This is a genomic window from Streptomyces sp. A18 (genome assembly GCF_059026065.1).
Window position 1 is genome coordinate 113,544 of record NZ_JBWLKL010000019.1, and the last position, 14,569, is coordinate 128,112.

Below are 14,569 nucleotides of genomic sequence, written 5' to 3' on the forward strand. Positions count from 1 at the left end.
TTTTCACCACGTACACCCACCAGGACCGGCGATCCACGTGAGCTCCACTTCTTCCGCCCGGCACACCCGGCACCCGTCGCACCTCCAGGTGCGACAGGGGGCCCAGGGCGCCTATCGACTGGTGCGTACGCCGCCGGTCCGCGTGGACCCTCCTCGTCTTGACGCACGGCAGCGTGCGGTGGTTGACCACCCCGGAGGGCCGCTGCTCGTCCTCGCGGGGCCCGGAACGGGCAAGACGACGACGCTCGTGGAGTCCGTCGCCGCGCGGATCGCGAAGGGCACGGAGCCGGAGCGGGTCCTGATCCTCACCTTCAGCCGCAAGGCAGCGGTGGAACTGCGCGACCGCATGGCGCTGCGCATAGGAACGGCCAACGCCCCGCAGGCGACGACCTTCCACTCCTTCTGTTACGCCCTCATCCGCGCCCACCAGGACGCGGACCTGTTCGTCGAGCCGCTGCGGCTCCTCTCGGGTCCGGAGCAGGACGTGGCGGTACGAGAGCTGCTCGCGGGCCAGATCGACTTGGCCGCCGAGGGGCGCTCCCACGTCCGCTGGCCGGACGAGCTGCGCGCCTGTCTGACGACGCGTGGCTTCGCCGACGAAGTGCGCGCGGTGCTCGCCCGGAGCCGTGAACTGGGCCTCGGCCCCGACGCCCTGGACGCCTTCGCCCGCCGCGCGGGGCGCCCGGACTGGGGCGCGGCGGCAGCCTTCCTCGCGGAGTACCTGGACGTACTCGACATGCAAGGAGTGCTCGACTACGCGGAACTCGTGCACCGCGCGGTGCTGCTCGCGCGGCGTCCCGAAGTCGCGCGGGCACTCGGCGCGCAGTACGACGCGGTGTTCGTGGACGAGTACCAGGACACGGATCCGGCGCAGGTACGACTGCTGCACGCGCTGGCCGGGGGCGGGCGCTCCCTCGTGGCGTTCGGCGACCCGGACCAGTCGATCTACACCTTCCGGGGCGCTGACGTGAACGGCATCCTGGAGTTCCCCCATGACTTCCCGCGCGCGGAGGGCACCCCGGCGCCGGTCGAGGTCCTGACGACGTCCCGCAGGTCGGGCGCCGGTCTCCTCGCGGCCACCCGCCTGCTCACTCGGCGCATGCCGCTGACGAGGCTGCCCGCGGAGAAGGTACGGGCCCACAGGGAGCTCGCGGCGGTCCGCGAGGGCGGTCACGTCGAGTCGTACACGTACCCGACGTCGGGCGCCGAGCTCGACAACATCGCGGACATCCTGCGCCGCGCGCATCTGGAGGACGGCGTCCCCTGGAGCGAGATGGCGGTCCTGGTCCGCGCGGGAGCCCACACGATCCCCGCGGTCCGCCGCAGCCTCACCGCCGCAGGCGTCCCCCTGGACGTCGACGGCGACGACATCGCACTGCGCCACGAACCGGCGGTGACACCACTGCTTACGGCGCTGCGGGCGGTGGCGGGGGCGGTGGTGTCGGAGGCGTCGGAGCCGGTGCGGGTGCCGGGGTCGGGGCCGGGGTCGGCGCCCGTGACCGAGTCCGTGCCGGACGCCGCTCCAGTGCCGGACACCGCACCCGAGCCAGGGCCCCACCCCGAAGCCCCGTCCGCCCCCCACCCCGCAGCAGCCGCCACCTGGCTCGACACCGAGACCGCCCTCGCCCTTCTCACGTCCCCCCTCGCCGGCATGGACGCCGCCGATCTCCGTCGCCTCGGGCGGGCCCTCCGGGCGGAGGAGCGTGCCGCCGGGAATCATCTGCCGCCGCCCTCCGACGAGCTGCTTGCCCGTGCGCTCGCCGAACCGGAGCGGCTCGTCGCACACGACCCCGCGTACGCGCGAGGCGCCCAGCGGCTGGGTGCGCTGCTCCGCAAGGCCCGTGAGCGGCTCGCGGGCGGCGGCACCGCCGAGGAGGCGCTCTGGGAGCTGTGGGACGGCACACCGTGGCCGCGCCGCCTCGAACGGACCGCGCGCCGCGGCGGCGCCGCAGGGCGCAACGCGGACCGGGATCTCGACGCGGTCTGCGCCCTGTTCGCGTACGCCTCGCGCGCAGAGGAGCGCACCGGCGGGCGCGGCGCCCTCAACTTCCTCGAGGAGACCGAGGCACAGGACATCGCCGCGGACACCCTCACGCGCAGGGCCGTACGCCCCGAAGCCGTACGCCTGATGACGGCGCACCGTTCCAAGGGCCTGGAGTGGCGGCTCGTGGTGGTCGCGGGCGTCCAGGAGGGCCTCTGGCCCGACCTGCGCCGCCGCGGCTCCCTCCTGGAGGCCGACCGCATCGGAAGCGACGGCCTCGCCGAGCCCCTCACCCCCGGAGCGCTCCTCTCCGAAGAGCGCCGGTTGTTCTACGTGGCCGCCACGCGCGCGCGTGAACGCCTCGTCGTCACCGCAGTCAAGGCGCCCGCGGACGACGGCGACCAGCCCTCCCGTTTCCTCACTGAACTCGGCGTCGAGCCCAAGGACATAACGGGCCGCCCCCGCCGCCCCCTGTCCGTCTCCGCGCTCGTCGCCGAGCTGCGGGCCACCACCGTCGACCCCCGGGTCTCGGAGCCGCTGCGCGAGGCCGCCGCGCACCGCCTCGCCCGGCTCGCAGCCCTGAGCGACGCCGACGGGCGTCCCCTCGTGCCGTCCGCGCACCCTTACCGCTGGTGGGGCATGTACGAGCCGACGGCGAGCGAAGTCCCCCTGAGGGACCGCGACAAGCCCGTCGTCCTCTCCGGAAGCGCGCTGGACCAGCTCGCCAACACCTGTTCCCTGCAGTGGTTCCTGGGCCGCGAGGTGAAGGCGGACGCCCCGGCGACCGCCGCCCAAGGCTTCGGCAATGTGGTGCACGTCCTGGCCGACGAGGTCGCGTCCGGCAGGACACCCGCCGACCTCGCCGTCCTCATGGAGCGCCTCGACTCGGTCTGGGATGCGCTGGCCTTCGACGCCCCCTGGAAGTCGGCACAGGAGAAGGAGCACGCGCGCGTGGCGCTCGAGCGCTTCCTCCAGTGGCATGTGACGGACCGCGCGAGCCGCACCCCCGTCAGCAGCGAGCACGACTTCGACGTGACCCTCGAAGCGGGCCCCTACGAAGTACGCGTGCGCGGCTCCATGGACCGCGTCGAGCAGGACGCGCAAGGCCGCGCCTACGTAGTCGACTTCAAGACCGGCAAACAGACCCCCAGCGCCGCCGAAGTGGCCCGCCATCCGCAGCTCGCCGTCTACCAGCTCGCCCTCCGCGAGGGTGCGGTCGACGACGCCTTCGAAGGCGTACGTCCGGAAGCGGGCGGAGCGGAACTGGTGCAGCTGCGCCAGGGCGCCGCCAAGAAGGACGGCGGCGAGACCCTCCCCAAGGTGCAGGCCCAGGAGCCGCTCTCGGGGGAATGGGTGGGCGACCTCCTGGCCACCGCCGCGGGCAAGGTCCTCGACGAACGCTTCTCGCCCACCACGGGCCAGCAGTGCACCCACTGCGCCTTCCGCGCCTCGTGCAGCGCGCGGCCGGAGGGCCGGCAAGTCGTGGACTGACGGGGGCTCGGGGGCCAGGAAGCTCGGGGGCCAGGGCCCCAGGGGGCGACAACCAGTGCGGTTGGTGGCCAAGCTCACGTCACGGCACTCACGTTCATAGCAGCCTCACAGGCCATCTAAGGTCTCGGTAAAGCTGATTTGTGCACCAGTGAACCCTCCGATCGTGCACCGTCCCGAGGAGATACAGACATGGCAGCCAACCGGAAGCTCCTGGCCGCGGCGGTCGCCTGTTCCGCCGCCTTCGTCGCCGTCACGGGCTGCTCCAGCGAGGAGAAGGACCCCTTCGAGGGGATGAGCGCCGACAAGATCGCCAAGAAGGCGGCCGACGCGTCCAAGGACGCGGGCTCCTTCAAGGTGACCGGCGAGGGCAAGCAGGACAGCAAGCCGCTCAAGGTCGACTTCTCCGTCGCCAAGTCCGGTGACTGCGAGGGGAAGATGGACGGCGGAGCGGGCGGCACCGCGGAGTTCCTCGTGTCCGGCGACACCCAGTACATGAAGGGCGACAAGGCCTACTGGGAGAACGCCATGGGCGGCGCCGGCAAGACCTCGCAGTTCGAGGGCAAGTGGGTGAAGACGCCGAACGCCCAGGGCAAGAGCGTCTGCGACGCGGACGCCATGTTCCAGTCCAAGGACCTCAAGAAGCTCAAGCGTGAGAAGGACGCCGAGGTCGACGGCAAGAAGGCGGCCGTGCTCACGAAGGACAAGTCGGGCAAGAAGACCACCTTCTACGTCGCCGCCGAGGGCAAGCCGTACTTCCTCAAGGTCGTCACGACCGGCGAGTCGGACCCGGGCACGATGAACTTCACCGACTACGGCAAGTCGGTCGCGATCAAGGCCCCGGCGCCGAACGAGGTCGTGGACCTCGAAGAGCTCATGAAGTCCTGACGTCACGAAGGCCTGGCAGAAAAGCCCTGGCAGAAAAGGCCTGACAGAAAAGGCCTGACAGAAATGGCCTGACGCCTGAGCGGCGGCGGCCACTGAAAGCCGGGGATGCCCCGATTGTCAGTGGCCGCCGCTAGCCTCTCTGACGTGCCACCTCGTATCACCGACCCCGAGCAGCTCAAAGAGCTCCTCGGTATCCCGTTCACCCCGGAGCAGACGGCCTGCATCACCGCGCCGCCCGCCCCGCAGGTGATCGTGGCCGGAGCCGGTTCGGGCAAGACGACGGTGATGGCGGCCCGCGTGGTCTGGCTGGTCGGCACCGGCCAGGTCGCCCCGGAGCAGGTCCTCGGCCTGACGTTCACGAACAAGGCGGCGGGCGAACTGGCCGAGCGGGTGCGCCAGGCGCTCATCAAGGCCGGGGTCACCGACCCCGAGGCGCTCGACCCGGGCCACCCTCCGGGTGAGCCGGTCATCTCCACGTACCACGCCTTCGCGGGACGCCTCCTGACCGACCACGGTCTGCGCATAGGGCTCGAACCGACCGCCCGGCTGCTCGCCGACGCCACCCGCTTCCAGCTCGCCGCGCGCGTGCTGCGCGAGGCGCCAGGGCCGTATCCCGCGCTGACGCGTTCCTTCCCCGACCTCGTCAGCGACCTCCTCGCGCTCGACGGCGAGCTCGCGGAACACCTCGTGCGCCCCGACAGGCTCCGCGCGTACGACACCGAACTGCTGCACACCCTGGAGAGCGCCAAGCTCTCGAACGCCGACCTGCGCAAGGTGCCGGAGACAGTGGCGGCCCGGCTCGAACTGGCCGAGCTCGTGGGCCGCTACAGGGAGGCGAAGCGCACCCGCGACCTCCTCGACTTCGGCGACCAGATCGCCCTCTCCGCGACGCTGGCCCGCACCCGCGCGGAGGTCGGCGAGATCCTGCGCGAGGAGTTCCGCGTCGTCCTGCTCGACGAGTATCAGGACACCTCGGTGGCCCAGCGGATCCTGCTCGCCGGCCTCTTCGGAGGCGGCACGGGCCACCCCGTGACGGCGGTCGGCGACCCCTGCCAGGCGATCTACGGCTGGCGCGGCGCCTCCGTGGCGAACCTGGACGACTTCCCCGAGCACTTCGCGCACGCCGACGGACGCCCCGCCGCCCGCCACGCGCTCAGCGAGAACCGCCGCAGCGGCGGCCGCCTCCTGGACCTCGCGAACGGCCTGGCTCAGCCGCTGCGCGCGATGCACGCGGGCGTGGAGGCGCTGCGGCCCGCCCCTGGCGCCGAGCGTGACGGCATGGTGCGCTGTGCCCTGCTGCGCACGCACGCCGAGGAGATCGACTGGCTCGCCGACTCCATCGCGCACCTCGTGCGCACCGGCAAGGCCCCCGGCGAGATCGCGGTCCTGTGCCGCACGGCGACGGACTTCGCGCAGATCCAGGGCGCGCTGGTCGCCCGGGACGTCCCCGTGGAGGTCGTCGGCCTCTCCGGGTTGCTGCACCTCCCGGAGGTCGCCGACCTCGTCGCCGTCTGCGAGGTGCTCCAGGACCCGGGCGCGAACGCCTCCCTGGTGCGCCTGCTGACCGGCCCCCGCTGGCGCATCGGCCCACGCGACCTCGCCCTCCTGGGCCGCCGCGCACGCCTCCTCGTACGCCATGGGCACGCATCCCCGGACGACGACCCGGACCGGCGTCTCGCCGAAGCGGTCGAGGGGGTCGACCCGGCCGAGGTGATATCGCTGGCGGACGCGCTCGACACGTTCCTGGAGACGCCCCTGGACGACGACTCGGCGGACGACGGCCTTCCCTTCTCGCCGGAGGCGAGGGTGCGGTTCGCCCGCCTCGCCGCCGAACTGCGCGATCTGCGCCGCTCGCTGGCCGACCCGCTGATGGACGTACTGCACCGGGTTCTCGCCGTCACGGGCCTGGAGGTCGAACTCTCCGCGTCACCGCACGCCCTCGCGGCCCGCCGCCGCGAGACGCTCTCGAACTTCCTGGACGTCGCCGCGTCCTTCGCCGCGAACGACAGCGGTGCGAGCCTGCTCGCCTTCCTCGCCTTCCTGCGGACGGCCGCGCAGTACGAGAAGGGCCTGGACAACGCCCTTCCCGGCGGCGAGAACACGGTCAAGGTGCTCACCGCCCACAAGTCCAAGGGCCTGGAGTGGGACGTCGTGGCCGTGCCCGGCCTGGTCAGCGGGACGTTCCCCAGCACTCAGGGGCGCGAGAAGTGGACGGCCCAGGGCAAGGTCGTCCCGCACGCCCTGCGTGGGGACGCGGCGACCCTGCCGGACATCGAGGCGTGGGACTCCCGGTCCATGAAGGCGTTCCAGGAGGACATGAAGGAGCACCAGCGCACCGAGGAGCTCCGCCTCGGCTACGTGACCTTCACGCGCCCCCGCTCGCTGCTCCTGGGCTCCGGCCACTGGTGGGGCCCTTCGCAGAAGAAGCCGCGCGGCCCCTCGGACTTCCTGCGGGCGTTGTACGACCACTGCGCGGTGGGTCACGGGGAGATCGAGGCCTGGGCGGACGAACCGGAGGAGGGCGAGGAGAACCCCGCCCTGGTGGAGGGCGCCGCCGAGCACGCGTGGCCGCTCCCGCTGGACGACACGTCCCTGGCCCGCCGCCGGGCCGCCGCGCAGACGGTCCTCACGCATCTGGACCGCATCACGGGAGAGGGGACGGGGGAAGCGCACGACGCCCGCTCGCACGAGGAGCCCCACCCGTCGGCGTACGAGGACGTGCCCCCCGCCGATGACCCGGACTGGCCGCCCCCTCCGGAGGACGAAGAGCCCTCCAACGGAGAGCCGTCGTACGAAGAAGGGCCCTACGAAGAAGGGCCCTACGAAGAGGCCGGGTTGCCCGATGCCGATCCCGAGGACTGGGACTCCTGGACATCGGCCCGCCCGTCGATCCCGCACCAGGCGGCAGCCCCGCCCTCCGGCCCCGACGCCCACCCGCACCCGGCCACCACCCACGCCGAAGAGCCCCGCCTCACTCCCGAGGAGGCCCGCACCCTCGCCTCCTGGGACCGTGACCTGGACGCCCTCACCGGCGAACTCCTGCGTGCCCGAGAGGCGATCAGGGACATCCCCGTCCCCGCTTCCCTCACCGCGTCCGAAGTACTGCGCCTCGCCGCCGACCCGGAGGGCTTCGCGCAGGAGCTCGCCCGCCCCATGCCACGCCCGCCGCAGCCCGCGGCCCGGCGCGGCACCCGCTTCCATGCCTGGGTGGAGACCCGCTTCGAAGAGCTGCGCCTCCCGCTGCTCGGACCCGAGGACCTGCCGGGCGGCGCCCCCGGGGAGGCCGAGATCGCCGACGAACGCGATCTGGACGCGCTCAAGGAAGCCTTCGAGCGCACCGAGTACGCCCACCGCACCCCACACCGCGTCGAGGTCCCCTTCCAGCTGACGCTCGCGGGCCGCGTCGTCCGCGGCCGGATCGACGCGGTCTACAAGGAGGTCGACGGCGACGATGTGACATACGAGATCGTCGACTGGAAGACCAGCCGCACCCGCACCGCCGACCCCCTCCAGCTCGCCGTCTACCGCCTGGCCTGGGCCGAGCTGCACGACGTGCCTCCGGAGTCCGTGAAGGCGGCGTTCTTGTACGTGCGCAGCGGCGAGACCTCCCGGCCCGCGCACCTGCCGGGCCGGGCCGAGCTGGAGCGGATCCTCCTCGAGGAACCGGGCGGGCAGCCGGGTGACGAACCACCGGACGATCCGGCTCCCGAGGGCGGCTAGGCTCGTGACCATGAGCCAGTCCGTTGACAGTGACGTCAGTGGCGTCAGCGCCGTTCGTACGTACATCCAGACCCACCGTGCCGCATTCCTCGACGACCTCGCCGAGTGGCTGCGCATCCCGTCCGTGTCGGCACAGCCCGACCACGCGGACGACGTGCGGCGCAGCGCGGACTGGCTCGCGGCCCAGCTCAAGGAGACCGGCTTCCCGACCGTCGAGGTCTGGCCGACCGCGGGAGCGCCCGCCGTCTTCGCCGAGTGGCCGTCCGGCGACCCGCAGGCACCCACGGTCCTCGTCTACGGCCACCACGACGTGCAGCCCGCGGCCCGCGAGGACGGCTGGCACACCGAACCCTTCGAGCCCGTCGTCCAGGGCAACCGCCTCTACGCGCGCGGGGCGGCCGACGACAAGGGGCAGGTGTTCTTCCACACACTCGGCGTCCGCGCCCACCTCGCCGCCACGGGCCGCACCGCCCCCGCCGTGAACCTGAAACTCCTCGTCGAGGGCGAGGAGGAGTCGGGCTCCCCGCACTTCCGCGCGCTCATCGAGGAGCACAAGGAGCGCATCGCGGCCGACGCGGTGATCGTCTCGGACACCGGCATGTGGGCGGAGGACACCCCCACGGTGTGCACCGGCATGCGCGGCCTCGCCGACTGCGAGATCGAGCTGCGCGGCCCCGACCAGGACATCCACTCGGGATCCTTCGGCGGCGCCGTACCGAACCCGGCGACCGCGGCCGCCCGCCTCGTCGCCGCGCTGCACGACGAGCACGCGCGCGTGGCCGTCCCGGGCTTCTACGAAGGCATCACCGAACTCACCGACCGCGAGCGCGAGCTCTTCGCCGAGCTGCCCTTCGACGAGGAGCGCTGGCTGCGTACGGCCAAGTCGTACGCGACCCACGGAGAAGCGGGCCACACCACCCTGGAGCGCATCTGGGCCCGCCCCACCGCCGAGGTCAACGGCATCGGCGGCGGCTACCAAGGGCCGGGCGGCAAGACGATCGTCCCGTCGTCCGCCTTCCTGAAGCTCTCCTTCCGGCTCGTCGCGGGCCAGGACCCGGACCGCGTCGAAGAGGCCGTACGCACCTGGGTCGCCGACCAGCTGCCGAACGGAATCAGCCACACGATCACCTTCGGCGCCGCCACGCGCCCCTGCCTGACGCCGCTCGACCACCCGGCCCTGCAGTCCGTCGTACGGGCGATGGGACAGGCCTTCGAGCAGCCGATCCGCTTCACCCGCGAGGGCGGTTCGGGACCGGCGGCCGATCTCCAGGACGTACTCGCCGCGCCCGTGCTCTTCCTGGGCATCTCCGTGCCGTCCGACGGCTGGCACGCGCCGAACGAGAAGGTCGAACTCGATCTGCTCCTCAAGGGAGTCGAGACGACGGCCTACCTGTGGGGCGATCTCGCCGGACACTGGCGCGATGCACACTGAGCCTCGCCTTGTCGACCTTGCTGAACCACCCATTCCATCGGGGGAGTTGGAAGCACCTGTGACCACCTGGACCGAACGCGCCGCTGACCGTCCCGTCTCGCTCACCGCACCGAGCGGCATCGATCGCGCAGCCCACCACCGCCTCGACGAGGCCTGGCTCGCCGCCGCCTGGAGCCACCCCACGACACGGGTCTTCGTGGTCTCCGGCGGCCAGGTCCTCATCGACGAGACACCGGACGGCAGCACCGAACTGGTGATGACGCCGTCCTTCGAAGCGCCCCTCACCGAGGCCCACCGCTACTTCCTGGGCACGGACGACGACGGCGTCAGCTACTTCGCGCTGCAGAAGGACTCCCTGCCGGGCCGCATGGACCAGCAGGCGCGCCCCGCGGGCCTGCGCGAGGCGGGGCTCCTCCTGTCGCCCCGTGACGCGGGCCTGATGGTGCACGCCGTCGCCCTGGAGAACTGGCAGCGCCTGCACCGCTTCTGCTCGCGCTGCGGCGAGCGCACGGTCATCGCGGCGGCCGGACACATCCGCCGCTGCCAGGCGTGCGGCGCCGAGCACTACCCGCGCACGGACCCGGCCGTGATCATGCTCGTCACGGACGACCAGGACCGCGCGCTGCTCGGCCGCCAGGTGCACTGGCCCGAGGGGCGCTTCTCGACGCTCGCGGGCTTCGTGGAGCCGGGCGAGTCCATCGAGACGTCGGTGCGGCGCGAGGTCTGGGAGGAGGCCGGCGTCATGATCGGTGACGTCGAGTACGTCGCGAGCCAGCCCTGGCCCTTCCCCTCCAGCCTGATGCTGGGCTTCATGGCGGCCGCCACGTCGTCGGAGATCAACGTGGACGGCGAGGAGATCTCCGAGGCGCGCTGGTTCTCCCGCGAAGACCTGCGGGCCGCATTCGAGTCCGGGGAGGTCCTGCCTCCCTACGGGATCTCGATTGCGGCCCGGCTGATCGAGCTCTGGTACGGGAAGCCCCTGCCGAAGCCGGGCACCGTCGGCTAGGGCCCGTTCTGTCGGGATCGGGCCCCGGCCGCTCAGGCGGCCAGCTTCTGCTTCACCTGGGCCAGCGACGGGTTCGTCAGCGTCGAGCCGTCCGGGAAGAGAACGGTGGGAACCGTCTGGTTTCCGCCGTTCGCCTTCTCGACGAAGGCCGCGGAATCCGGGTCGTGCTCAATGTTGATCTCGTTGTACGTGATGCCCTCGCGGTCCATCTGGCCCTTGAGCCGACGGCAGTAGCCGCACCACGTGGTGCTGTACATCGTCACAGTGCCCGGCATGTTCTCGCGCTCCTTTGTTGCTCGGCGTGCGTCATCGCAAAGACTCGAACGTACGCGACCCGGCCACCATTCCCGCATTAGTACGACTGCAGGGGCCTCCCTGTGGACAACCGGGCTCACGCGCCTCCCGCGACCTGGCAGCATGGCGGGGTGACAGCAGCAACGCACTCCACCCTCTTCCCGCAGGTCCCGGACTCTGCCGACGCGGTGCTCGCCGGGCTCGACCCCGAGCAGCGCGAGGTGGCCACCGCCCTGCACGGGCCGGTGTGTGTCCTGGCAGGCGCGGGGACGGGCAAGACACGGGCGATCACGCACCGGATCGCCTATGGCGTGCGCGCCGGAATCCTCCAGCCCGCCAGCGTGCTCGCCGTCACGTTCACCAACCGCGCGGCGGGCGAGATGCGCGGCCGCCTCCGCCAGCTCGGCGCCTCCGGGGTCCAGGCGCGCACGTTCCACTCCGCCGCCCTGCGTCAGCTCCAGTTCTTCTGGCCGAAAGCGGTCGGTGGCTCGCTGCCCCGGATCGTCGACCGGAAGATCAAAATTGTCGCGGACGCGGCCGCCGCCTCCCGCATCCGCCTCGACCGCAATGAACTGCGCGACGTGACGAGCGAGATCGAGTGGTCCAAGGTCACCCAGACCGTCCCCTCGGACTACGCGGCCGCCGCCGCGAAGTCGGGCCGCCTCATCCCCCGGGACGCGGCGGAGATCGCCCAGATCTACGGGGCGTACGAAGACCTCAAGCGCGACCGCTCCGTCATCGACTTCGAAGACGTGCTGCTGCTCGCCGTCGGCATCCTCCAGGACCGCCACGACATCGCCGACCAGGTCCGCGCCCAGTACCAACACTTCGTGGTCGACGAGTATCAGGACGTCAGCCCGCTCCAGCAGCGCCTCCTGGAGCTGTGGCTCGGCGACCGTGACAGCCTCTGCGTCGTCGGCGACGCCAGCCAGACGATCTACTCCTTCACCGGCGCCACCCCCGACCACCTGCTGAACTTCCGCACCCGCCACCCCGGAGCGACGGTCGTCAAGCTCGTCCGCGACTACCGCTCCACGCCGCAGGTGGTCCACCTCGCCAACGGCCTGCTCTCCCAGGCCCGGGGCCGCGCCGCGGACCACCGCCTCGAACTGATCTCCCAACGCGACGCCGGAGCCGAACCGTTCTACACGGAGTACGCGGACGAGCCCGCCGAGGCCGAAGGCGCCGCCCGCCGCATCCGGGCCCTCATCGCCGACGGAGTCCCGGCGAGCGAGATCGCGGTCCTCTTCCGCACGAACTCCCAGTCCGAGATCTACGAACAGGCGCTCGCCGACGCCGGTGTGCCCTACCAGCTGCGCGGCGCCGAGCGGTTCTTCGAGCGCACCGAGGTCAGGGAGGCGGGCGCCGCCCTGCGCGGCGCGGCCCGCTTCGGGGGCAACGACTCCCTGCTCGACGACGTCGTCGACCTCCCCTCACAGGTGCGGGCCGTCCTCTCCACGAAGGGCTGGACGACACAGCCACCGGCCGGCTCCGGCGCGGCCCGCGACCGCTGGGAGTCCCTGGCGGCCCTGGTGCGTCTCGCCGAGGACTTCGAACGGGCCAAGCCCGGCGCGACGCTCTCGGACCTCGTGGGGGAGCTCGACGAGCGCGCGAGCGCCCAGCACGCCCCGACCGTCGAAGGCGTCACCCTCGCCTCGCTGCACGCCGCCAAGGGCCTGGAGTGGGACGCCGTCTTCCTGGTCGGCCTCGCCGAGGGCATGATGCCGATCACGTACGCCAAGACCGACGAGCAGGTCGAGGAGGAGCGCCGCCTCCTGTACGTGGGCGTGACCCGGGCCCGCCTCCATCTCTCCCTCTCCTGGGCACTGTCCCGTTCACCGGGCGGTCGCGGGGGACGCCGCCCCAGCCGTTTCCTCGACGGGCTGCGCCCGGGTTCGGGGGCGGGCGCCGCAGGGCGCGCCGCGGGCGGGGGACCCGGTGGCGTCGAGCGCGGCAGCGGCGGTGAGGAGAGCGGCGGCGCAAGGAACCGCCGGCGGGGGAGCAGGTCCCCGGCGCGGTGCCGGGTCTGCGGGCGGACCCTGACCGACGCGGGCGAGATGAAGTTGATGCGGTGCGAGGACTGCCCGTCCGACATGGACGAGGGGCTCTACGAACGGCTCCGGGAGTGGCGCTCGGGCCAGGCGGCACAGCTGGGACAGCCCGCCTACTGCGTGTTCACGGACAAAACCTTGATCGCCATCGCGGAGGCCGCACCCGACGAGGAGGGCGATCTGGCCCGAATCCCGGGCGTCGGCGTGCGCAAGCTCAACCGCTTCGGATCTGATGTCCTCGCCATTTGTGCAGGTGAAGAGCCTGTAAGGGGCGCCGATGGCAACTGATTCAAACTCGTCGAAAAAATAGTTTGCGCAGGCGCAAGGAAGACCCATAGGTTCTTAAGCACGGGAACGGCGGCTTCTCCGAAGCCCTGGCCCCGTGCTGTACTTAATAGCCCGCAGGATCGGTTTCGATCGATCCCATAGACGCCGAGAGGAGGCGATTCCAGTGATCAGCATCAACGAGAGCTTCATCAGCACCGCGAAAATGACCGATCGCTCGGTCGTCGCTTCCTGCCTGCTCGGCTTCTCGAACCTGGGCACCGGTCTGTCCGGTGGCATCGCTGCCGCCGCCAACCGTCCGGAGTCCTCTGTCCTGCCTGTCGCCCTCCCGCGTGTTCTCAACGTTCTTCCGATGCGTGAGGTCAATGAGGGCAGCGAGCGAGCGACCAAGGCACCGGCAGCAGTAGTGACGGCACAGGCGCAGGCCTATGCCTTTGCCGCAGCCGGTGCCGGAGCCAAGAAGCAGACGACGCAGCACCACACGATGTGGGCCTTCCGTGGGCTCGAACCCTGGAGTGATCCAGTCTGATCCTCGATCAGACCGGCGCCTTCAGGGCCGCGGAACCCCACCCGGGATCCGCGGCCCTTCTGTTTTCCCCAAAACGGGATGACGGAGCGAAGGGGCCGAGCAAGACCCGGTACCAGCCGCCAACCGGCCGACCCAGGCCGGCACGACCAGACGAGGAAAACACCACCGTGCAACTCGAAGCGCACGCCCCGTCCGTACCGCCTTCAGAGACTCTCCCCCCGCCCGCTCCCACGGAGGACCCGACCTTGACTCCCCTGACCGCGCTCACCGCGCTCGACGACGCCATCGAGAACCTCGGCGTACCCGTCCCCTGCCGTGCCTACGACCCGGAGGTCTTCTTCGCCGAGTCGCCGGCGGACGTCGAGTACGCCAAGTCCCTCTGCCGTACCTGCCCGTTGATGGAGGCCTGCCTTGCCGGCGCCAAGGAGCGGCGTGAGCCGTGGGGTGTCTGGGGCGGCGAGCTCTTCGTCCAGGGTGTCGTCGTTGCCCGGAAGCGGCCGCGTGGCCGTCCGCGCAAGAACCCGGTAGCGGCATGAACGCCGCCGGAACGATCGACCGCCCCCTGACGCACGACCCGAAGAAGCAGGCCCCGATGAAGGCAGCCACCGCTGAGCCCGCAGGCTCCGCCACCCCAGACTTCACCACCACCGGCGCGAACGACTCGCGTCAGAACAGGACCCGCGAGATGCAACTCATCCCAGAAGCCTTGGCTCGTGCGCATATGCACGAACGCATGCGCGAGGCCGAGGCGCAGCGCCCGGCCGCCCGGCTGATGGCGGCCCGCCGGATGCAGCGCCGCGCCGAGCGCGCGTCGCTGCGTGCCCGGCGCGCGCTGGCCATCGCCGTCATGCAGTGACGAGCCGACGCGCAGGCTGAGCGACACCACGATGCCCGC

General features: G+C 71.6%; 10 protein-coding genes. 9 read left to right on the forward strand and 1 reads right to left on the reverse strand.

Annotation, left to right across the window (positions count from 1 at the left end; translation table 11 throughout):
- Positions 1–37 precede the first annotated feature (37 nt).
- From AC5P1C_RS26630 to nudC, 5 genes are all read left to right on the forward strand, one after another.
- Positions 38–3,472, forward strand: a complete 3,435-nt coding sequence (locus tag AC5P1C_RS26630; protein WP_493868452.1) for an ATP-dependent helicase — start codon at positions 38–40, stop codon at positions 3,470–3,472.
- A 189-nt stretch (positions 3,473–3,661) separates the two neighbouring features.
- Positions 3,662–4,357, forward strand: coding sequence for a LolA-like protein (locus tag AC5P1C_RS26635; protein WP_493868453.1), 696 nt, complete (start codon positions 3,662–3,664; stop codon positions 4,355–4,357).
- A 144-nt stretch (positions 4,358–4,501) separates the two neighbouring features.
- Positions 4,502–8,077 (forward strand): ATP-dependent helicase, encoded by a 3,576-nt coding sequence (locus AC5P1C_RS26640; protein ID WP_493868454.1) that lies wholly within the window; start codon positions 4,502–4,504, stop codon positions 8,075–8,077.
- A 10-nt stretch (positions 8,078–8,087) separates the two neighbouring features.
- On the forward strand, positions 8,088–9,509 hold the full coding sequence (locus tag AC5P1C_RS26645) for a dipeptidase (RefSeq protein WP_493868455.1): 1,422 nt from the start codon (positions 8,088–8,090) through the stop codon (positions 9,507–9,509).
- A gap of 58 nt (positions 9,510–9,567) precedes the next feature.
- Positions 9,568–10,515, forward strand: a complete 948-nt coding sequence (nudC, locus tag AC5P1C_RS26650; protein WP_493868456.1) for an NAD(+) diphosphatase — start codon at positions 9,568–9,570, stop codon at positions 10,513–10,515.
- 32 nt (positions 10,516–10,547) lie between these two features.
- On the opposite strand, the gene AC5P1C_RS26655 is transcribed toward nudC, so the two are convergent.
- Positions 10,548–10,790: a mycoredoxin gene (locus AC5P1C_RS26655; RefSeq protein ID WP_160507106.1), complete on the reverse strand. Its 243-nt coding sequence runs from the start codon at positions 10,788–10,790 to the stop codon at positions 10,548–10,550.
- Positions 10,791–10,940: 150 nt separating this feature from the next.
- On the opposite strand from AC5P1C_RS26655, the gene AC5P1C_RS26660 reads away from it, so the two are divergent.
- The 4 genes from AC5P1C_RS26660 to AC5P1C_RS26675 all read left to right on the forward strand — a co-directional run bounded on the left by AC5P1C_RS26660 (position 10,941) and on the right by AC5P1C_RS26675 (position 14,530).
- Positions 10,941–13,148, forward strand: a complete 2,208-nt coding sequence (locus AC5P1C_RS26660) for an ATP-dependent DNA helicase UvrD2 (protein ID WP_493868457.1) — start codon at positions 10,941–10,943, stop codon at positions 13,146–13,148.
- 163 nt (positions 13,149–13,311) lie between these two features.
- On the forward strand, positions 13,312–13,674 hold the full coding sequence (locus AC5P1C_RS26665) for a hypothetical protein (RefSeq protein WP_493868458.1): 363 nt from the start codon (positions 13,312–13,314) through the stop codon (positions 13,672–13,674).
- A gap of 167 nt (positions 13,675–13,841) precedes the next feature.
- A complete protein-coding gene (locus AC5P1C_RS26670) occupies positions 13,842–14,210 on the forward strand; it encodes a WhiB family transcriptional regulator (RefSeq protein ID WP_160507109.1) in 369 nt (122 codons plus the stop codon).
- Positions 14,207–14,530, forward strand: a complete 324-nt coding sequence (locus AC5P1C_RS26675) for a putative WhiB-interacting protein (protein WP_493868459.1) — start codon at positions 14,207–14,209, stop codon at positions 14,528–14,530. Before AC5P1C_RS26670 ends, AC5P1C_RS26675 begins: the two co-directional genes overlap by 4 nt.
- Positions 14,531–14,569: the final 39 nt, after the last annotated feature.